An 18,256-nucleotide genomic window follows, 5' to 3' on the forward strand; every position below is an offset into this window, starting at 1 on the left:
TTTAAAAGCCCGCCGTGTCGAGGGCGGATTGCAGGGACCGCAGGTAGCCCTGGGTCGTGTAGGTGGCGCCGCTGACGCTTTGCACGTTCGCGGACTGCGCGGCGAGCACCTCGGATCGCAGAATCGGCGCGGCCTGGTTGCTGATGGCGACCGATCGGCCGCCGCGGTTGGTCAGCTGCAGCGGAGTGACCTCGGTGATCGCGCCGTTGGCGATGATCACCGACACCTGCATGTTGCCGAATTGGGTCTGCACCACCGCGCCGGTGAAGGTTCCGGACTGCGCGGCCGCTGACGCGGCAGCGGCTGTCGCGGCGGCCTGGGCTGTGGCGGCAGTGTTCGCCGCGGCGGTGGCGGCATCAGCGGCATCCGCTGCAGCCTGGGCTGACGCTGCAGTGTTCGCGGCGGCGGCCTGAGCCTTCGCGGCAGCTGCGGCATCAGCGGCCGCTTTGGCGGTGGCGGCGGCCTGCGCCGCGGCATCCGTTGTGGCGGTCACTGTCGCAGCCGTCGCGGTGCCGCCGGTGGAGGCGGTCAGGCTCTGCGAGGCGTCGATCGCCTGGGAGCCCAGCTGCCAGCCTATTCCGACGATCGAGACGGAGGCCAGGGTGGCCAGGGCTACTGCACGTGCTCTCACCAGTCGAACCTTTCGTAGTGGATCTGCTTCTTGGGAACCCCGCCGGAACGGGCGTCGCGCACGACGGCGTCGGTCCACGGCCGGGGGCCGCAGATATAGATGTCGCTGCTGGTCAGTTCCGGCACGATCTTCTTCAGGGTGATCCCGGCTTTGGCGGCATCCGCTGGCAGCCAGGTGCTGACTCCCTTGGGTCGTTTGCCGGCGATGACGCGCAGCTGGGCGCCGCGCAACCGGCAGAGGTCCGTCAGTTCGTCGACCAGGTAGGTGTCGCCGACGGAGTGCGAGCGGAGCAGCACGGTGGCGTGGCCCGGCGCGAACGAGACGGTTTCCAGCAGGGAGCGGATGGGCGCCACGCCGATGCCGGCCGCGATCAGCACGACCCGCGGCGACGTGCGGGCGTTTTCGGTGAACAGGCCATACGGGCCTTCGAAGCTCACCCGGGTGCCGCGCGCCAATTGGGGCAGCTGCCGGGAGGCGTCCCCGAGACCGCGCACGGTGATGCGCAGGCCCCGCCCGCTCGGGGCGGAGGACAGGGAAAACGGGTGCGCCTGCCACCAGAGTCCGTGCGCCCAGAACCGCCAAATGAAGAACTGTCCTGATGTCGCGCGCAGCTGCTGCAGCTTTCGTCCGGTCAGGGTGATCGAGACCACACTGGGTGCGACCTGCTCGATCGAAGCCACCCGAAGCTGGTGCCGCAGTGAGCGCACGACCGGCAGCAGGAAGCGAAACAGGATGAGCGCCGCGGCGACCGCAACGTACAGGGCCAGCCAGTAGTAACGGGCGATGGCGCCCTCGCTGAGCAGGCCACCGACGCTCAACTGGTGCGGAATGGCGACGAGCACCGAGAGGTAGGCCAGCAGGTGCACAGCGTGCCAGGCCTCGTAGCGAAACTTTCGGCGCACCACGACGAGCGAGGTCACGACGACGCCGATCATGAGCGCGAGGCCGAGAAAGGCGAGCGGCATGTCGGGCAGGCCTGTGAACATGTTCCAGGCCTCGATGAAAACATTCACATTTTCAGCGAGCGCGTAACCGGTGATGAGCAGCACGGCGTGGCCGAGGATGAGGTAGAGGGCGGGCTTGCCGAGCGACTGGTGCACGGCCATCGCCTGATCGTGCCCGAAGGCGCGGTCGACCGGAGGCAGGCGCGCGGCCAGCACGAGCATCACGAGCAGCAGGTCGGTGCCGACCAGGCCCGCGACAATTCCGAGCGAGGTGAACGCGTCGGCCGGGGTCGAAAAGCGGGCGGCTCCCCCGTCGGCGAGAAAGATGGCGATGACGATGGCGACCGACGCCACGCAGAGGATCTGCAGGGTGTCGGCCAGTCGCATCCGCTTTTTGTAGGCCGGATGCAGCAGCGCCGGGCCGGTGCGGGTGGTGCGCGTGTCGAGGCTCATGAGTAGAGCATCGAGCCACTGCCCATCGATGGCCTATCGATGACCTGTGAACGGTCTGTGTGTCGTCTATGCCTCATTTTCGCGGGGCAAATGGGGGCGACGGCAGCTTTGAGCGGATGCCGACAGCCCCGTTATCGACTACCCCGGCAGCGCCGGTTGTCTCCGGGCCCGCGCGCGCACGAGCAGCACAATGACCTGGGCGACGACGCTGCCGAGTACTGTCTCCAACACGCGATCGACGAGCAACGCCGGCACCGGGCTGGTGAGGTGCGCCACGGTGAGGGCGAGCGGGGTCACGAACAGCAGGGCGGCGCCGTAGTGGCGGCCGATCAGGATCTCGGCGCCGAACTGACCGAGCGCGACGACCGCGGCCCGGGTAGCGACCTCGAACTGGAAGCCGCGCAGGGAGCGCGCCCACTGCCACAAGCTTTCGGGCTTGGCTGGCTCCACGCTAGATCTTTTCGATCGGAGCGATCTTGATCAACAGCTTTTTGGCGCCCGCGGTGTCGAACTGCACGTGCGCGATGCGCTTGGTTCCTTCGCCGGTGACCTGGTTGACCCGGCCCTCGCCGAAGTCGTGGTGGCGGATGCGGTCGCCCGCCGCCAGTTCGAGGCTGCCGTTGTCGCGCACCGTTCCGGTGATCTTGTTCGCCCACTCCGTCTTCGGCTTGCCCGGCGGCAGGCCGGCCGGCTTCGCGCTGGTGCCGTAACCGCTGCGCCCGCCGTAACCGTCGCTCGAACTAGTCAAAGAGTTGCCAAAGCCACCGAAGCCGCCATCGCGGCGCGCGTTCAGAGCGCGCGGCTGGGTGCCGCCGCGCGAGTTGGCCATTCCCGGCGACTGCTTCCAGTCGATCAGCTCGGCCGGGATCTCCTGCAGGTAGCGGCTCGGCATCGCCACGTTGATATCGCCGAACTGGGCCCGGGTCATGGCGAGCGAGAGGTAAAGCCGCTTGCGGGCGCGGGTGATGCCCACATAGAACAGGCGGCGCTCTTCAGCCGGACCGCCCGGCTCGTTCGCCGACATCTGATGCGGCAGCAGCCCCTCCTCAACGCCGGTGAGGAACACGGCCTCGTATTCGAGGCCCTTCGCGGTGTGCAGCGTCATCAACGACACCGTTCCCGACGCGTCATCGAGGTCGTCAGCGGCGGCCACGAGTGACACCTGGGTGAGAAAGTCGACAAGACCGCCGTCGGGGTTCTCCTTGTTGAAGTCCTTGGTCTGGGCGACGAGCTCCTCGATGTTCTCGGCCCGTACCTCGTCTTGCGGGTCACGGCTGCCCCGCAGCACGGCCAGCAGTCCGCTGCCGCCCAGCAGAAACTCGAGCACGTCGGAGACGTTGGAGCCGCCGACTGGCACGCCGTCATCAGTCACCGACGTCGGCACAAGCAGGAGCGCGGCGGCATCGAGCAGTTCGGCCAGTTTGAGGATGGCGCCGGTCACCTTCGGGCCGAGACCCAGTGCGGCGCAATTGCGCATTGCCTGCCGAAAGGTGAGCTCGTTGTCGTCGGCAAAGCTCGACAGTGCGGTCTCGGTGGCCGGGCCGATACCGCGCTTGGGGGTGTTCAGAATGCGGCGCAGGGCGAGTTCGTCGACCGGGTTGGCGACGGCGATGAGGTAGGCCAGGGCATCCTTGATTTCGGCCCGCTCATAGAATTTGGTGCCGCCGACCACCCGGTACGGTGTGGCCGAGCGCACCAGGATTTCTTCGAGCGCTCGGGTCTGCGCGTTGGTGCGGTAGAACACGGCCATGTCGCGGTAGGCCATGCCGGCCGCGTGCAGCACCTGGATCTCGTCGGAGACGAATTGGGCTTCGTCGTGCCCGGAATACGCCGTGAAACCGACGATTTTCTCGCCGTCGCCGCCCGCACTCCACAATTTTTTGTCGGTGCGGTCGAAGTTGTGGCCGATCACGGCGTTCGCCGCTGAGAGGATGTTCTGGGTCGACCGGTAGTTCTGCTCGAGGAGAATCACCTTCGCTCCGGGGTAGTCCCGCTCGAAGCCGCTGATATTGCGGGTGTCGGCGCCACGGAAGGCGTAGATGGACTGGTCGGAGTCACCGACCACGGTGAGCGAGGCGCCGGGAATGGCGCCACTGCCGTCGCGCAAATTGCGCACGTGCACACCGTCGTCTTCCATCTCCTGAGCGAGTTCGGCCGTGACCGGCCGGGTGAGCTCGTGCACGAGGGCGTACTGGGCGTGGTTGGTGTCCTGGTATTCGTCGACCAGCAGGTGCCGAAACCGCCGCCGGTAGAGCGCGGCGACCTTGGGGAACGCACGAAACAGGTAGACGGTCTCACCGATGAGGTCGTCGAAGTCGAGCGCGCTGGCGGCACGCAGCCGGGCGGAGTACTGCCGAAAAATCTCGACGAACATGACCTCCTGCGGGTCGCTCATGTTCGCGTTGCGGGCATAGGAATCGGCGTCGGCGAGTTCGTTCTTGAGCTTGGAAATCTTGGCGCCCGCCGATCCGGGCGTGAAGCCGTAGGTGTCGGCGTCGAGACCCTTGATGATGCGCTTGAGCGTGACCTTGCTGTCGGCCGAGTCGTAGATGCTGAAGGTGCTCGACAGACCGATCTTCTCGGCTTCGCGGCGCAGAATGCGCACGCAGGAGGAGTGGAAAGTGCTGATCCACATTCCGTCGGACGCTTGGCCGAGGATGGCGTGCACCCGCTCGCGCATTTCAGCGGCCGCCTTGTTGGTGAACGTGATCGCAAGAATCTGGCTCGGCCAGGCATCCCGCGTTTCGAGCAAGCTCGCCACCCGACGGGTGAGCACGCTGGTCTTGCCCGACCCGGCGCCGGCGATGATGAGCAGCGCCTGGCCGCGGTATTCGACGGCTTCTTTCTGCTGCGGGTTGAGCCCGTCGAGCAGCGGGCTCTGCTGGGCGCTGCCGGTGCCCGCATACCCATTGGAATCGAGAATGATCGGCGTGGCCGAGCGGCCGGCGGTGGCGGGCGCGGATTCCGCGTTAAGAGGTTTGATCATGTCGATTTCCAGTGTAGGCGAGGCCCCTGACACGCGGGCGGGTCGGGTTGTGGAGTTTAGCGACGCCCCAACGTTTGCTGATCGAGTCAATTGGATGGATGGATGATCGCAGGGCCGACAACCGTGACCCCCACCGCGCAGACGTTGACGAGGTCGAGCTTGTCGACGACATCAACGCGGAGGAGGACTATCTCCTTCTTCTCTTGGCCGCTTCCGCCACGCCCAATGGCCGCAATCCCTCCACGCCCCAGAAATCACCATTCAAACGCTTAGCTGAACGGTATTGACCCTAAAACCCATGCGGCTCTCGTGGCTGGCCTGCCGCACATCATGTGCGCTACCAGCGTGTCGAGGGCATGGGCAACGTCACGGGTTGCAGTTGTCGCAAAAACGCGGGTCGGCGTAGCTTCGGTCGGTGAACTCGCGAGTGTGGCGATGCGGGCAGATGAGGCATCCATGAGTTTCAGCACGGGTCTCGTTCGTGGGCGCGGAGCAGTCGCGGCAGGGCAGCCCTGCCACCCGCTCTACCTTCCAGAAACCTGGGGTGCCGCAGGCTGGACACAGGGAACGTAGTTTCTGTGCGAGGTCTTCGGCCGCGAGACGGATGTTTTCCATACGCGTCGGATTGGCGTGGGCGCGCACATCCGTTTCGAGAAACACGTGGCCGTTTTCCGATTGCGCCAGCGCCCACGCAAAGGTGATTTCCAGTTCCGCCCAGGCGGCGATTCCCTTGCGAATGCGGGGGTCGTGCTCGCTTTCCGGGCGTACGACCACGTGGTGTTCGGGGAACCTCGATTTGCGGGCGAACATTTCGGCGGCTGCCCAGTCCGCCGTCAGCAGGTGGGAGAAATTCGCTTTGCCTTGCGCCACGCCGACGACCTCCAACTCGCGCTCACGGTCGATCCAGATCAGGAATTCAACGTTCCAGGGGAACATCCCCATGAACGGATCCTGACCAAACGACCCCTCGCTGGCAAGGCCCAGAGGTAATGCCGACAATTCCATGCCCACGCGCGCTTTCTTGCGTGCTGCCTCAAGCTGTGTGCCGGAGCGGGGGATATCGCGGGTGAAAGTACCGAGTAGATCCGTGTCGTAGCCCACGATGTGTTCAACCCGGCAACCAAGCTCCCGCTCCAACACCGGACCGACCACGCGCTCCTTACCATGTTGGGTCAGCAGAGCGACCCGTTTACCGGAGTAGATGGAGCGCGAGTCCAAATTCCCTGAATCATTGCCGACCACAGCTCACCTGCCCTGCTGAGCACGAGCTGTCGGCACAGACTGTTCGTCGACCGGGCCACACCGCAGGCGGCTGGCGGTTTCGACCGCGGTGGCTACTCACGGTCGACGGATCCAAGGGCTCTGAGAAGCTCACCAATTTTGTGGTGGCGTTCCAAGGGATGTCGAAGCGGTAAGTCTGGGTAGAGCTGATAACTGTTGCGCCGGCCGTCGCGTTGACGCGTGAGATAGCCATCTGCGACGAGTTCGGCGATTATTCGCTGGGCGGCGCGTTCGGTGATCCCCACTTCTATTGCGATATCGCGCAATCGCATGCCGGGGTCTTGAGAAACGCAGAGCAAAACGTGTGCGTGATTAGTAAGAAAGGTCCAGTCGGCCATCGTCTCACCATAGCCGACACACGCTCCACAATGCACGCTATGCTTAGCACGTATTGGTCAGCGTGCATTGACGGGGTTGGTCACCATGGAGTCGCGCCGCTTCTTCACACTTCGAGCAGAGTAAATCAGAGAGCCACAATGTGATCGATCCCATCATTCTCTTCTTCCTGCTCGGAGCCGTGGCCGGCCTCCTGCGTTCAGAATTGCGTCTTCCGGCGGCGATTTACGAGTTCGTCAGCATCGTGCTACTGCTGGCCATTGGCCTCAAAGGCGGCGTGGAACTCGCCAAGCAGCCTTTCGCCAGCCTGTTGCCGCAAATGCTCGCCGTGGTGGCCATGGGTTTCGGCCTCACCCTGGTCGCGTTCCCGGTGCTGCGCTATCTGGGCCGTTTCAAGCGAGCGGATGCGGCCTCTATCGCCGCCCATTACGGTTCCGTGAGCGTGGGCACCTACGCCGTCGCCGTCGCCTACCTCGGCAGCCAGCAGATCTCGTTCGAAGAACACATGCCGCTGCTTCTGGTGCTGCTGGAAGTGCCAGCAATTCTGGTGGGAATTGTGCTCGCGCGAGGCATCTCGCGCGAGACGCGGTGGAAGTCGATCGCCCATGAAGTGTTTCTGGGGAAAGGCATCGTGCTGCTCCTGGGCGGACTGCTCATCGGCTGGGTAGCTGGCCCGGACGGGCTGTCGTCCATCCAACCGTTATTCGTGGACCTCTTCAAGGGAATTCTCGCTCTTTTTCTGCTGGAGATGGGCTTGATTATGGCCACACAGATGGGAAGCCTGCGCCGACACGGCCCCTTTCTGGTGGTCTTTGCCATCGCAATGCCGCTTTTTTCGGCGCTGGTGGGAACGTGGCTGGGGTGGTCTTTGGGCCTCTCCATCGGAGGAACGACCATCTTGGCAACTCTGGCGGCCAGTGCGTCCTACATCGCGGTACCGGCAGCCATGCGCATCTCTGTACCCGACGCCAACCCCACCCTCTCCCTGGCCGGTGCGCTCGGGATAACATTTCCGTTCAATGTCCTGATCGGGATCCCGCTTTACCACGCACTCGCCGTGTGGGCTCATACGTTCGCGAAAGGTTGAACCCGATGCAAAGCCATACCCGCAAGCTGTTGACCGTTGTCACCGAAGCCGCCCTGGAAGGCACTCTTGTCCGGGATATCGATCGGCTTCACGCCCACGGGTATACCATCACTGACGCTCGTGGCAAGGGGAGTCGTGGTACTCGCAACGCCGGCTGGGAAACGAGTGGGAACATCCGCATCGAGGTGGTGTGCGACGCAGCGACGGCTAAAGAAATCGCCGCCCATTTTCAGGAGCATTACTACGACAACTACGCCATGATCCTCTTCGTGAGCGATGTCGAGGTACTCCGACCTGAGAAGTTCTGAGACCCCACTCGGGTTCCTCAGGTTTCGGTGACTGTCCGCTGAGTCTCCACAATCTTTCCTCAGTGCACCCGTCTCGGGCGGCACCGAGCGATCCCGCATGCCTGTGGCTTTCTGTTTTTTTGGCGGGGTTCTTTCTGTTTTAAATGGCGGGAGGCCGTCAACGACCCGCTGTAGAGCGACGAGCCGAGGGGGACAGGAAGGGCCTCCTGTTCGACGAGTGAATGACAGGGTCTCGCTGTCCCGCAGGCGGAACGTTCTCCGGGACGCGACCTTTAGCCGGGATGAGCGGCGACGTTGATGGCGTCAACTACGGATCGTGGTTGATCCACGGTCAGGACCAGGCGTGTGTAGTGCTCGTCCAAGAGCTCTATAACGACTGTGTCGCTGGGAGCGCTGACGTTCCAGAACGACTTGTCTCCGTCCTTATTGAACGTTCCCGCCCATTTGCCCGGTATCGCTAGTCCGGGGGCGCGGATTCCTTTGGGTTCCTGATTTGCGCCAGGGTCGAAGGTTGCGCCGCGGACGTGGCCCAAGGGAATTTCGAGTTTGCGCGTAAAGGACCAAAGCTTGTCCAGTCCCTGTGGCTCGACAACGAGCATCGTGTCGGTCAGGGTGATGATGTTCATTCGGAATCCTTCGGTGTGGTTTCGTCGGTAAGTGTTTCACGGGCGCGCTCGAGGAGTCGCTCCCCGAGGGCTTGAGGGGTATGCGTGGGCACTGCATCGGACAGGATATCGAAGGAGATGGATCGAATTTCTGGATCGCGTGGCGCGAGCTCCATGAGGGCGACGAGTAGCAAGTCAGTTGAATCATCCGTTGGGATTGCGGGCCTGGCGCTCTGCCTAAGCGCCAGCACGAAGAGCCCGCGTTTGCTCCCGAATGCTTTGTACAAGCTCCCGCGATGGAGGCCCGTCGCCTGGACGAGGTCGTCTATCGAGGTTCCTTCGTAACCAGTGCGCCGAAAGATCTCGGCGCACTGAGCCACGACGTCGGATTCGATAAATGTTCTGTTCCTGCCCATACCCTCAGAATACACATAGGGAAACGATCAGTCAAGAACGAGCGGTCAAGAATCCGTGGCTTGTTCATTTGCGCGTAACCCTGAGAATTGGGCCCACCCCCGGGCGTCTTACGCAACAACCGTCGTGTGTCGAATTCGTTCGCATTCGCTACGCCGAATCGCGGTTTCCGTAGCCCGACCTCGACGCCCGGTTTTTCGGGGGACCTCGAACCAGATTTTGTACCGAAACCCCGGCCCGAATTCTATGCATCGATTGCTCGCTCCGAACATGAGTTCCGTTACAATCGGTTCATGGGTCATCTTCTCGGGTATGCACGCGTGTCCACTTCCGATCAGGATGCGGCCCTTCAAGTAGATGCGTTGAACGCGGCCGGCTGCTACCGCGTCTTCGTCGACGTGATTTCCGGTTCCCTCGAGAGCCGTCCGGAGCTCGACAAGTTGTTGGATCAAATTCGGCCCGGGGACACGTTGGTGGTGTGGCGACTGGACAGGCTTGGCCGCTCGATTCGGCACCTCATCGATCAGCTGGCGACTTTGGCAGCGCGGGACGTTGGGTTCCGATCGCTGCAGGAAACCATTGATACCAACTCGCCCGGCGGACGCCTCGTGTTCCATGTCTTCGCAGCGCTGGCGGAGTTTGAGCGCGACCTTATAAAGGAGCGAACCCACGCCGGGCTGAAAGCAGCTCGGGCGCGAGGGCGGACAGGGGGGCGGCCGCCACAGTTGACGGCGAACCAGGTGAAAACGGCCAAGCAGTTATACGCGAAGCAGGAGATCACGGTCGCCGCAATCGGTGAGGTCCTGGGAGTCAGCCGCACCACCATCTACCGCACCTTGAAACAGGACCCGGGCACCACGAAGCGTCGGAAACCGCGGGTCGCCCCCGCACCGTGACCTGATGGATTCGGAACCGACCACGACCGCTCCTTCTGCGGGTGAGCACACTCGTGCCGAGGACCGGTGGGCGCTTCTCCGGTTACATGTGGAGAACCACATCTCGTTGGCCGCGATCGCCAGGGACAGTGGCACGGCTTTGCGAACTCTGGAACACTGGCAGGCCGCCTACAGGGCGCGAGGTTTCGACGGGCTGAAACCGGCACCACCTCGCGACGAGCACCGGCACCGGCTCCACCCGGAACTTGTGCAGTTGATCGAAGGCCTTGCTCTGATGCGTCCGCGAAACTCCGTCGCCACGATTCACCGGAAAGTGGTGGAGTTGTGTGGGAAGCGAAATTGCTCGACGCCGTCGTACTCGGTCGTCTGGACAATCGTGCGAGAAATCGATCCGGGGATGAGAGTCCTCGCGTTGGAGGGCCCGGTGGCGTACCGAGACAAATATGAACTCGCGTTGCGCCGACACGCTGATCTCCCCAACGCGATGTGGCAAGCCGATCACACGATGCTCGACATTCTCATCGTCGCCCCGAACGGCAAGCCGGCCCGGCCCTGGCTATCCGTCATCCTCGACGACAATTCCCGTGCTGCATGCGGTTACATGGTTTTCCTTGGCGCACCGTCGGCGATGAATACGGCGTTGGCGCTCCGGCAAGCGATGTGGCATAAGAGTGAGCCGGACTGGCCGATGTGCGGCATCCCCGATGTTCTCTACGTCGACCACGGATCTGACTTCACCAGCGACCAGATCGTGCAGGTTGCCGCCGACTTGCATTTCGAGCTGGTGCACTCCACCACGGCCCGGCCACAGGGTCGCGGGAAGATCGAACGATTCTTCGGCACCGTGAACACCGAACTGCTCAGCGTCCTCCCCGGCCACCTCGCCCCCGGACAACGTCGGCCCGTCCCGCAGCTGACCCTCGATCAGCTCGACGCTGAACTGCGTGGACTGATCGTCAGCAACTACAACCACCGCACGCATAGTGAGACCGGCAAGACGCCGACGGCCGCGTGGATCAGCGACGGTTGGATGCCACGCCTGCCGGAGAGTCTGGAACTGCTCGACGGGCTTCTCCTCACCGTGGCGAAAACGCGGGTGGTTCGCCGCGACGGTATCCATTTTCAGGGTCTGCGCTATGTCGCTCCGACTATCGCCGGATATGTGGGTGAGTCCGTCGTCATTCGGTAGGACCCCCGGGACATCGGCGAAATCCGGGTGATCCACCGCAACCAGTTCATCTGCAAAGCAGTAGATCCTGACCATCAAAACGCCACGATCGGACTCAAGGAGATCCAGGCCGCGCGGACTGCGCAACGACGTCAACTTCAACGCGGCATCAACGAACGCATAGCCGTCGTCGCCGAATTCCTTCCCGCCCACGGCGCACCTCGGATACCCGACAAGCCAAAAGACGAAGCGACGCGGACCAAGCAACGATTGAAAATCTACGAGGAAGACGAACCATGAACCAAGAGCAGTTCATCGTCACCAAAGAGCACCGCCGGTTCACCGAGTTCGCCGATACGGTCCGACGCCAGCACACGATCGGTATCTGTTACGGCCAGGCCGGAATCGGCAAGACCCTCTCTGCCCGCCGCTATTCTCACTGGGACAAAGCTCAGACTCTGATCGGAGAATGGGGACCCCGAGACGATTCAGACGCGCAGGTATATGCCGCGTTGGGAAAATCACGAACCGTTCTCTACACACCAAGCGTGCTGCTGACCCCACGAACACTCAAAGAGGAACTCGACAAGGTCTTCACCCGAGTCAGCATCTGCATCGAACAACACCTGACAACGGTCGGTAAACCAGCTAAACGAAGTGACTTCCCTATCGTGGAACTCATCATCGTCGACGAATCCGAGAGACTCAGCCCCACCGCCGTCGAACTCCTCAGAGACAGATATGACCGAAACAAGGTCGCACTGATCCTGATCGGCATGCCTGGCCTCGAAAAACAATTCAGCCGCTTTCCACAGTTCTACAGCCGAGTTGGATTCGCCCACCAATACCGTCCACTTGGCCAAGACGAACTGAACTTCGTCCTACAACGTCACTGGCGACACCTCGGTAAAACTCTCGACCTTGAAGACTTCACCGACGCTCAAGCCATCGCCGCGATCGCCCGCGTCACCCGCGGCAACTTCCGGCTCCTGGAACGTCTCTTCCTCCAAACAGAGCGGGTAATGAAAATCAACGACCTCACCGTCATCACCAACGACGTGATCGAAGCAGCACAAAGCACCCTCGTCATCGGAATCAGCTAAACCCGCCATCCAAAAACGAGAGAACCCCGCCAAAAAAAATCAGAAAGCCACACCGCATCCCGTCTCAACGCGCGCGTTTCACTTCGATTGGTGTTTGCGGTGTCTCGAAACCTGCGCGTGTCGGAACACATGGACTATGAGACGCTGGCAGCCGCTCAGAACGCGTCGCGCACGTGCACGGCCAGATCCGGGTGGTCGGCGAATACCCCGTCGATGCCGGAGCCGAGAATGACGCGGAACTCCGACTGCCAGTGTCCGAAGTCACCCTTGCGGGTGCCGCTGCGAAAGGTTTTTGCCAGGAATTTGTTTTCCGGCCGCAGGGTCCAGCAGTAGATCTCAAGCCCGGCAGCGTGGGCGTCGTCCACCAGAGCGGATGCCCCGGTCACGTCACCCGCAGCATCCGTTTCGAGGATGAGCGATTTGGGCACGCTGATGCCATCGACGCCGATATCACTCGTAGCGGTACTGGAGCCCATACTGCTGCGGGACCCGCCAGCCGAGCGGCCAGCGGCAAGGCTCGCGAGCCCGTCGGCCGTGAGGTGGTCGGCGTAGCTGAGCGCGCCGGCGCCGTACTCCGCGACCTGGTCGACGGGGTACCCCTCGTCTTCGAGCAGGAAGACGCGTTTGCCACGCACACCCTGAGCCCGAACCTGGGCAAGCACGCTCGGTTCAAAGCTCTCCACGGTGAGCCGGTCGGTGTTCCAGCCGGCCGCGGAGACCTCGGCCGCGAACAGTTCAGGCAGCGGCAGGTCGAGCCCGCCGAAATAGGTGGCGTGCTTGATCTCGGCGACGATCCCGAGCGTTCGGTTGGTCTGCTCGGCCGCGGCGTCGACGAGGTCGAACAGGTCGCGCAGGCGCAGAATCGGGTGCTGGTCGTCGAAGGTCGTATTGCTCTGTCGCAGGGCTGGCAGCCGTTCCCGGGCGCGCAGGGTGCGCAGTTCCTCCCAGGTGAAGTCCTCGGTGAACCAGCCGGTGATCGCCTTGCCGTCAACGATTTTCTCGGCGCGGCGAGCGGCGAATTCGGCGCGAGTGGCGACATCCGTTGTGCCGGAGATTTCGTTTTCGTGGCGAATGACGAGCACGCCGTCGCGGGTGGCGACCAGGTCGGGTTCGACGGCGTCGGCGCCGAGCGCGAAGGCCAAATTGAAAGCTGAGCGCGTGTGTTCGGGCCGGTGGCCGCTTGCCCCGCGGTGGCCAATGACGATCGGTTGCATGGTGTCAGGCTAACCGCGTCAGCAGAACGGATGCTGGGGGCCGGCATCCGCTTGCAGCGAAACGGGTGCAAGATCACGGCTTGAATTGCTGCAAATCGGCTGATCCCCAGCACATTCGAATGCGCTCTCGGGTACCTTTAATGCAGTGCCGCACCAGGCGCTGCGTGTCGGTTCGCCCGCGCGCACCCGAATGACCCATCAGCTGATTGTGAGTACAGCAACCCATGGCATCCTCCAACCCCGCTTTCTCCCGCAACGAAGCGTTCGGCGCTCGTGGCGCAGTGGCGTCGTCGCAGGCCCTCTCTGACAACGATCTGCAGTCGATGTACAACCGGCCCGCCGCCGGTTCACAGGACACCGAACGCATGACCTACGAAGACACCATAACCAAGACCGGCCTCGGCTTCGCGCTGCTGCTCGTGGCGGCCATGATCTCCTGGGTCGCCACCCCGGTGCTGCCGTTCCTGTTCATTCTGGGTGCCATCGCCGGCTTCGTGCTCGGCCTGGTCAACACCTTCAAGAAGGAGCCGTCGGCTCCGCTGATCCTTGCCTTCGCCGGGGCCCAGGGCTTGTTTGTCGGTGGCATCTCCCGCGTCTTTGAAGACATCTACGGGGGCGTCGTGATGCAGGCGGTTCTCGCCACTCTCGTCGTGGTCGGCGTCACGCTCGCACTGTTCAAGAGCGGCAAGATTCGCGCCTCGAAGAAGGCCACCAAGATCTTCTTGATCGCCATGATCGGCTACGCCGCGTTCTCGCTAATCAACGTGGGAATGATGATTTTCGGCGGCAGCGATCAGGCCTTCGGCATGCGCAGTGCGAGCATCAGCATTCTCGGCTTCGACATCAAGCTCGGCATCCTCATCGGCCTGCTCGCGGTGCTGCTGGCCGCGTACTCGCTCGTGCTCGACTTCGATTTCATCCAGAAGGGCGTCAACAACCGCCTGCCGCGCAAGTACGGCTGGACCGGCGCGTTCGGCATCATCATGACCGTCGTCTGGCTCTACGTCGAGATGCTGCGCATCTTCGTGCTCACCCGCGAGTAGCAGCATCCGCTTGATCAGGCGCCCTCGTTCTTTCGGAACGGGGGCGCTTTTTCGTACCCCGCGCACGCCACACTGTGGTTGGCTTAAGTAATGAGTTTCACAGACCTGCACGCGTTGCTCCCGCTCGAAGCCAACGGCATGACCGCAACGTTCGGCTACATCGGCAGCGCCATCGTGCTCCTCGGCTTGGCCTATGTCGTCATCCACGCCATCCGTCGTTATATCAAAGCCCCTAAAGACTGAGCAAGCGGATGCGGGGCGCTGCGCGGCAGTGAAAAGCCACTCGGCTGCGACCGGGGTACACCCGGTGAACGGCATTTTGTCTAGTGTCCGTGCAAAGCGTGCACCGGGTCCGCAGCACGTTCGACGAGCACTTCGGTCTGGGCAAGATCGCGCGTATTGGCGCGCGTTCGGGGCTCCACGGCTGCGATTGGTGTGCGGGGGCCGCTTTGCCCGATACGTTAATGAGTTATAGGAATCTCTCGCTTCCGCAGGTGCACCAGAATGGAGCGCTTCCGACGACACAGGGAACGGCAGACCATGCACCTCACAACGGCCGACAACGAAAAACTTTTGCTGTCTGTGGCGGGCATGGTGGCGCGCGACCGGCTCGCGCGCGGGGTTTTGCTGAACTATCCGGAATCCCTCGCCTTACTCAGTACCTGGGTGATTGAACGCGCCCGCGACGGTCGCACCGTGGCCGACCTCATGGTCGAGGGCCGCAAGGTGCTGTTGCGAGATCAGATAATGGAGGGTGTGGCCGAGATGCTCTCTGACGTACAGGTCGAGGCGACTTTCCCAGACGGGCGCAAGCTCGTCACCATCCACGATCCCATTTCCTAGAGACAGGCGGTGTAACCATGGGAGGCTACTCTTCTTCCGGCCCGGGCGCGATTCGCGTTCGGCCCGGTATTCTCATCCTCAACTCCGACCGAAGCCCGGACGAACGCATCCGCCTGGTCTTTCTCAACACCGGCGACCGGCCGGTGCAAATCGGCTCCCACCTGCACCTCCCCGACGCCAACGCGGCGCTCGAGTTCGACCGCGAGGTCGCACATGGATTCCGCCTCGACATCCCCTCCGGCACCTCCCAGCGCTTCGAACCCGGCGCCTCCCGCGAACTCGACGCGGTCGCATTCCAAGGTGCCCGCAAGGTGCCAGGCCTCCGGGTGCGCAACGCCGGAAACGAGAGCCTTGATGGTTGAGATCAGCCGCGAACGATACGCCGCCATTTACGGGCCAACGGCCGGAGACCAGGTGCGCCTGGGTGATACCGACCTCTGGATTGAGATCGAGCAGGACCTCACCGTGGGCGGCGAAGAGGCCGTCTTCGGCGGCGGCAAGTCCATCCGTGAGTCCATGGCGCAGGGCTCAAGGAGCCGCGCCGACGGCGCACTCGACACCGTCATCACGAACGCCATCGTGCTCGACTGGTGGGGCGTCATTCGAGCGGATGTCGGCATACGCGACGGTCGCATCGTGGCATTGGGGCGGTCGGGCAACTCCGACATCGCCGACGGCGTTCACCCGAAGCTCGCAATCGGACCCTCGACCGACGTCATTTCCGGCGAGGGCAAGATCCTCACCGCCGGCGCGATCGACTCGCACGTGCACCTGCTCTCGCCCTCGCAGATCCACGAGGCCCTGGCCACCGGTACCACCACGATTGTCGGCGGCGGCACCGGGCCATCCGAGGGTTCCAAGGCCACAACCGTCACGCCGGGTGCCTGGCATCTGGAGACAATGCACCGTTCCCTCGACGCCTTCCCGATGAACTTCCTACTGCTCGGCAAGGGAAACACTGTCTCGGCGGCAGGGTTCCGCGAGCAGGCGCTCGCCGGAGCTAGCGGCTACAAGGTGCACGAAGATTGGGGCTCCACGCCCGCCGCGATCGACGCCGCCCTTCGCGCCGCCGACGAGTTCGGCCTGCAGGTGGCGCTGCACTCCGACTCCCTCAACGAGTCGGGCTTTGTCGAGTCCACAATCGGCGCCATCGACGGCCGGTCCATCCACGCCTTCCACGTGGAGGGCGCCGGCGGCGGCCACGCCCCCGACATCCTGCGCATCGCCTCGCTCCCACACATCATCCCGGGGTCGACCAACCCCACCCTGCCGCACACGGTCAACACCGTCGCCGAGCACCTTGACATGCTCATGGTCTGCCACCACCTCAACCCCTCGGTGCCCGAGGATCTCGCGTTCGCTGAGTCGCGCATCCGTGCTACCACCATCGCGGCCGAAGACATCCTGCACGACATGGGTGCCCTGTCGATCGTTTCCTCCGACGCCCAGGCGATGGGGCGCATCGGCGAGGTCATCACCCGTACCTGGCAGGTCGCGCACGCCATGAAAGCCCGACGTGGCCCCCTCGGCGAAAATCATCCGGCCGACAATGAGCGGGCCCGCCGCTACGTGGCGAAGTACACCATCAACCCGGCGGTCGCGCACGGTATCGACTCCGAGGTGGGCTCGGTTGAGCCCGGCAAGCTCGCCGACCTCGTACTGTGGGAGCCGAAGTTCTTCGGGATTCGCCCCGCCGTCATCATCAAGGGCGGTGGCATCGTCTGGGCCGCGCTCGGCGACCCGAACGCCTCCATCCCCACGCCGCAGCCGGTCATGATGCGCCCCGCATTCACCAATGCTATCGGCGCCGAGCTCTCGGTGTCGTTCGTGTCGCCAGCGGCCATCGATGACGGAGTCGAGGCTCGCCTCGGCCTACGTCGCCGTGTCGCGGCTGTGTCGCCCACCCGCGATATCGGCAAGGCGCAGATGAAGAACAACGACGTGCTGCCCCGTATCGACATCCGCCCCGACACATTCGCCATCTCGATCGACGGGGACCACGTCGTGCCCGCGCCCGCGGAGCGTCTGCCGCTCGCTCAGCTCTACCTGATGTTCTAGCAGTCATGTCCGCCGCATCCCTTGTGCCCGCTCCCGCCGTCCCCTCGCCCACGCCCGCAGCCCCATCGCTCGGGTCCGCGCTGTCGGCGACGACCATCGCTATGTTGCTCGCGGATGCTCGCCTTCCGGTAGGCGGGCACGTGCACTCGGCGGGCCTTGAGCCAGCGCTCGCTGCCGGTATGCACCCGCGGCTCGTGCGCGGGTACATCCTTGGCCGAGCCCGCAGCGTCACCCTCGTCGAGGCGGGCACCGCCGTGGTAGCCCGGCACGTGGCGCGGCAGTCGAATCCCGATGGCCGACCCGGCGCGGATCTCACCACCGAGCTCGGCGCGAACCTCGCCCGGATCGACCGTGCCTGGGCAGCCCGCACCCCGAGCCGAGCCGTGCGAGAGGTCTCGCGCTCGCTCGCCCGAGGCTATCTCCGGCTCGCCACTCGGCTCTGGCCGGGCGAGCCGGCGATCGAGGCCTGTGTGGAAGCTCCCGCACCATTCTCCCGGCCGGTGCTCGTGGGCGTGATCGCCGCCGCCGCCGGCCTCGACGCGCTCTCGCTCGTGCGCCTCGTCGCCTACGACGACGCACAGACGATCGCCGCCGCCACGCTCAAGTTGGAGCCGCTCGACCCGGTAGTCCCACCCAGCTGGGTTCTCGACGCCTGCGCCCAGGTGGAAGACGACGTCGACTGGATCGCCACACTCACCTCACCCGACGCCATCCCGGCGCTCGGGGCTCCCGAAACCGAGGGATGGGCCGAGGCCCACTCCCGAACAACGCAAAGGTTATTCCGTGCCTAAACCTGAATCCACCGGTCGGCCTCTGAAGAATTCTTGATTTGGGCGCGATCCTCTTTCGGGGTTTTGGGCGCGGTCAAGCTTGGGGCCTCGATGCC

21 protein-coding genes and 1 pseudogene are annotated in these 18,256 nt (G+C 63.7%); 13 read left to right on the top strand and 9 right to left on the bottom strand.

From position 1 onward, the window contains the following. Position 1: 1 nt before the first annotated feature. The 6 genes from E3T43_RS19205 to E3T43_RS08310 form a co-directional block, all read right to left on the bottom strand. Positions 2 to 631, bottom strand: coding sequence for an FMN-binding protein (locus tag E3T43_RS19205; RefSeq protein ID WP_241978877.1), 630 nt, complete (start codon positions 629 to 631; stop codon positions 2 to 4). After that, a complete protein-coding gene (locus tag E3T43_RS08290; protein WP_241978878.1) occupies positions 628 to 2,028 on the bottom strand; it encodes a ferric reductase-like transmembrane domain-containing protein in 1,401 nt (466 codons plus the stop codon). Before E3T43_RS08290 ends, E3T43_RS19205 begins: the two co-directional genes overlap by 4 nt. Before the next feature lie 138 nt (positions 2,029 to 2,166). Next, entirely contained in the window at positions 2,167 to 2,478 is a 312-nt protein-coding gene (locus tag E3T43_RS08295; RefSeq protein ID WP_134472051.1) for an FUSC family protein, read from the bottom strand. Between the two features lies 1 nt (position 2,479). Then, a complete protein-coding gene (locus E3T43_RS08300; RefSeq protein ID WP_134472052.1) occupies positions 2,480 to 5,014 on the bottom strand; it encodes an ATP-dependent helicase in 2,535 nt (844 codons plus the stop codon). Between the two features lie 366 nt (positions 5,015 to 5,380). Next, complete coding sequence (locus tag E3T43_RS08305) at positions 5,381 to 6,256, bottom strand: DUF6671 family protein (RefSeq protein ID WP_198414332.1); 876 nt, start codon at positions 6,254 to 6,256, stop codon at positions 5,381 to 5,383. A 92-nt stretch (positions 6,257 to 6,348) separates the two neighbouring features. After that, on the bottom strand, positions 6,349 to 6,633 hold the full coding sequence (locus E3T43_RS08310; RefSeq protein WP_134472053.1) for a MarR family transcriptional regulator: 285 nt from the start codon (positions 6,631 to 6,633) through the stop codon (positions 6,349 to 6,351). 140 nt (positions 6,634 to 6,773) lie between these two features. Here E3T43_RS08310 and E3T43_RS08315 point away from each other — a divergent pair, with 140 nt between their 5' ends. Both E3T43_RS08315 and E3T43_RS08320 read left to right on the top strand, forming a co-directional pair. Continuing rightward, positions 6,774 to 7,718 (top strand): sodium-dependent bicarbonate transport family permease, encoded by a 945-nt coding sequence (locus E3T43_RS08315; protein ID WP_134444750.1) that lies wholly within the window; start codon positions 6,774 to 6,776, stop codon positions 7,716 to 7,718. 5 nt (positions 7,719 to 7,723) lie between these two features. Beyond that, the gene (locus E3T43_RS08320; RefSeq protein ID WP_134472054.1) at positions 7,724 to 8,026 is read left to right on the top strand and encodes a transcriptional regulator; all 303 of its coding nucleotides are present in this window, start codon (positions 7,724 to 7,726) and stop codon (positions 8,024 to 8,026) included. A gap of 272 nt (positions 8,027 to 8,298) precedes the next feature. Here E3T43_RS08320 and E3T43_RS08325 read toward each other — a convergent pair whose 3' ends face one another. Together E3T43_RS08325 and E3T43_RS08330 are read right to left on the bottom strand one after the other, a co-directional pair. Beyond that, on the bottom strand, positions 8,299 to 8,652 hold the full coding sequence (locus tag E3T43_RS08325; protein WP_134472055.1) for a hypothetical protein: 354 nt from the start codon (positions 8,650 to 8,652) through the stop codon (positions 8,299 to 8,301). Continuing rightward, a complete protein-coding gene (locus E3T43_RS08330) occupies positions 8,649 to 9,047 on the bottom strand; it encodes a TetR/AcrR family transcriptional regulator (protein ID WP_134472056.1) in 399 nt (132 codons plus the stop codon). The genes E3T43_RS08325 and E3T43_RS08330 overlap by 4 nt, the downstream gene beginning before the upstream one ends. A 291-nt stretch (positions 9,048 to 9,338) precedes the next feature. Here E3T43_RS08330 and E3T43_RS08335 point away from each other — a divergent pair, with 291 nt between their 5' ends. The 5 genes and pseudogenes from E3T43_RS08335 (at position 9,339) to E3T43_RS08345 (ending at position 12,212) form a co-directional block, all read left to right on the top strand. Continuing rightward, positions 9,339 to 9,941 carry a recombinase family protein gene (locus tag E3T43_RS08335; RefSeq protein ID WP_134472057.1) on the top strand — a complete coding sequence of 201 codons (603 nt, stop codon included), beginning with the start codon at positions 9,339 to 9,341 and terminating at the stop codon, positions 9,939 to 9,941. Positions 9,942 to 9,945: 4 nt separating this feature from the next. Further along, a pseudogene (locus tag E3T43_RS19700) lies at positions 9,946 to 10,305 on the top strand (helix-turn-helix domain-containing protein); the annotation flags it as partial. 60 nt (positions 10,306 to 10,365) lie between these two features. Further along, a complete protein-coding gene (locus E3T43_RS19705; RefSeq protein WP_370449913.1) occupies positions 10,366 to 11,130 on the top strand; it encodes a Mu transposase C-terminal domain-containing protein in 765 nt (254 codons plus the stop codon). A 27-nt stretch (positions 11,131 to 11,157) separates the two neighbouring features. Next, entirely contained in the window at positions 11,158 to 11,409 is a 252-nt protein-coding gene (locus E3T43_RS19710) for a hypothetical protein (protein ID WP_370449911.1), read from the top strand. After that, on the top strand, positions 11,406 to 12,212 hold the full coding sequence (locus E3T43_RS08345) for an AAA family ATPase (protein WP_134472058.1): 807 nt from the start codon (positions 11,406 to 11,408) through the stop codon (positions 12,210 to 12,212). Before E3T43_RS19710 ends, E3T43_RS08345 begins: the two co-directional genes overlap by 4 nt. A gap of 155 nt (positions 12,213 to 12,367) precedes the next feature. Here E3T43_RS08345 and E3T43_RS08350 read toward each other — a convergent pair whose 3' ends face one another. After that, positions 12,368 to 13,426, bottom strand: a complete 1,059-nt coding sequence (locus tag E3T43_RS08350) for a glycerophosphodiester phosphodiesterase family protein (RefSeq protein ID WP_134472059.1) — start codon at positions 13,424 to 13,426, stop codon at positions 12,368 to 12,370. Positions 13,427 to 13,650: 224 nt separating this feature from the next. On the opposite strand from E3T43_RS08350, the gene E3T43_RS08355 reads away from it, so the two are divergent. From E3T43_RS08355 to E3T43_RS08375, 6 genes are all read left to right on the top strand, one after another. Further along, a complete protein-coding gene (locus E3T43_RS08355) occupies positions 13,651 to 14,469 on the top strand; it encodes a Bax inhibitor-1/YccA family protein (protein ID WP_134444745.1) in 819 nt (272 codons plus the stop codon). 90 nt (positions 14,470 to 14,559) lie between these two features. After that, positions 14,560 to 14,712: a hypothetical protein gene (locus tag E3T43_RS18730; RefSeq protein ID WP_166791274.1), complete on the top strand. Its 153-nt coding sequence runs from the start codon at positions 14,560 to 14,562 to the stop codon at positions 14,710 to 14,712. A 297-nt stretch (positions 14,713 to 15,009) separates the two neighbouring features. Next, the gene (locus E3T43_RS08360; protein ID WP_134472060.1) at positions 15,010 to 15,312 is read left to right on the top strand and encodes an urease subunit gamma; all 303 of its coding nucleotides are present in this window, start codon (positions 15,010 to 15,012) and stop codon (positions 15,310 to 15,312) included. Between the two features lie 17 nt (positions 15,313 to 15,329). Next, positions 15,330 to 15,674 carry an urease subunit beta gene (gene ureB, locus E3T43_RS08365; RefSeq protein ID WP_134472061.1) on the top strand — a complete coding sequence of 115 codons (345 nt, stop codon included), beginning with the start codon at positions 15,330 to 15,332 and terminating at the stop codon, positions 15,672 to 15,674. Continuing rightward, positions 15,667 to 17,370 carry an urease subunit alpha gene (locus tag E3T43_RS08370; protein WP_134472062.1) on the top strand — a complete coding sequence of 568 codons (1,704 nt, stop codon included), beginning with the start codon at positions 15,667 to 15,669 and terminating at the stop codon, positions 17,368 to 17,370. Before ureB ends, E3T43_RS08370 begins: the two co-directional genes overlap by 8 nt. Positions 17,371 to 17,375: 5 nt before the next feature. After that, positions 17,376 to 18,161 carry an urease accessory protein UreF gene (locus tag E3T43_RS08375; protein WP_198414333.1) on the top strand — a complete coding sequence of 262 codons (786 nt, stop codon included), beginning with the start codon at positions 17,376 to 17,378 and terminating at the stop codon, positions 18,159 to 18,161. Positions 18,162 to 18,256: the final 95 nt, after the last annotated feature.

This window comes from Cryobacterium sp. Hh7 (assembly GCF_004403155.1).
Classification (GTDB): Bacteria; Actinomycetota; Actinomycetes; order Actinomycetales; family Microbacteriaceae; genus Cryobacterium; species Cryobacterium levicorallinum.

Coding starts and splice junctions, on each gene's coding strand:
- E3T43_RS08290 (WP_241978878.1), bottom strand. CDS start 2,028: ATGAGCCTCGACACGCGCACCACCCGCACCGGCCCGGCGCTGCTGCAT.
- E3T43_RS08300 (WP_134472052.1), bottom strand. CDS start 5,014: ATGATCAAACCTCTTAACGCGGAATCCGCGCCCGCCACCGCCGGCCGC.
- E3T43_RS08310 (WP_134472053.1), bottom strand. CDS start 6,633: ATGGCCGACTGGACCTTTCTTACTAATCACGCACACGTTTTGCTCTGC.
- E3T43_RS08320 (WP_134472054.1), top strand. CDS start 7,724: ATGCAAAGCCATACCCGCAAGCTGTTGACCGTTGTCACCGAAGCCGCC.
- E3T43_RS08325 (WP_134472055.1), bottom strand. CDS start 8,652: ATGAACATCATCACCCTGACCGACACGATGCTCGTTGTCGAGCCACAG.
- E3T43_RS08330 (WP_134472056.1), bottom strand. CDS start 9,047: ATGGGCAGGAACAGAACATTTATCGAATCCGACGTCGTGGCTCAGTGC.
- E3T43_RS08335 (WP_134472057.1), top strand. CDS start 9,339: ATGGGTCATCTTCTCGGGTATGCACGCGTGTCCACTTCCGATCAGGAT.
- E3T43_RS08345 (WP_134472058.1), top strand. CDS start 11,406: ATGAACCAAGAGCAGTTCATCGTCACCAAAGAGCACCGCCGGTTCACC.
- E3T43_RS08350 (WP_134472059.1), bottom strand. CDS start 13,426: ATGCAACCGATCGTCATTGGCCACCGCGGGGCAAGCGGCCACCGGCCC.
- E3T43_RS08355 (WP_134444745.1), top strand. CDS start 13,651: ATGGCATCCTCCAACCCCGCTTTCTCCCGCAACGAAGCGTTCGGCGCT.
- E3T43_RS18730 (WP_166791274.1), top strand. CDS start 14,560: ATGAGTTTCACAGACCTGCACGCGTTGCTCCCGCTCGAAGCCAACGGC.
- E3T43_RS08360 (WP_134472060.1), top strand. CDS start 15,010: ATGCACCTCACAACGGCCGACAACGAAAAACTTTTGCTGTCTGTGGCG.
- ureB (WP_134472061.1), top strand. CDS start 15,330: ATGGGAGGCTACTCTTCTTCCGGCCCGGGCGCGATTCGCGTTCGGCCC.
- E3T43_RS08370 (WP_134472062.1), top strand. CDS start 15,667: ATGGTTGAGATCAGCCGCGAACGATACGCCGCCATTTACGGGCCAACG.
- E3T43_RS08375 (WP_198414333.1), top strand. CDS start 17,376: ATGTCCGCCGCATCCCTTGTGCCCGCTCCCGCCGTCCCCTCGCCCACG.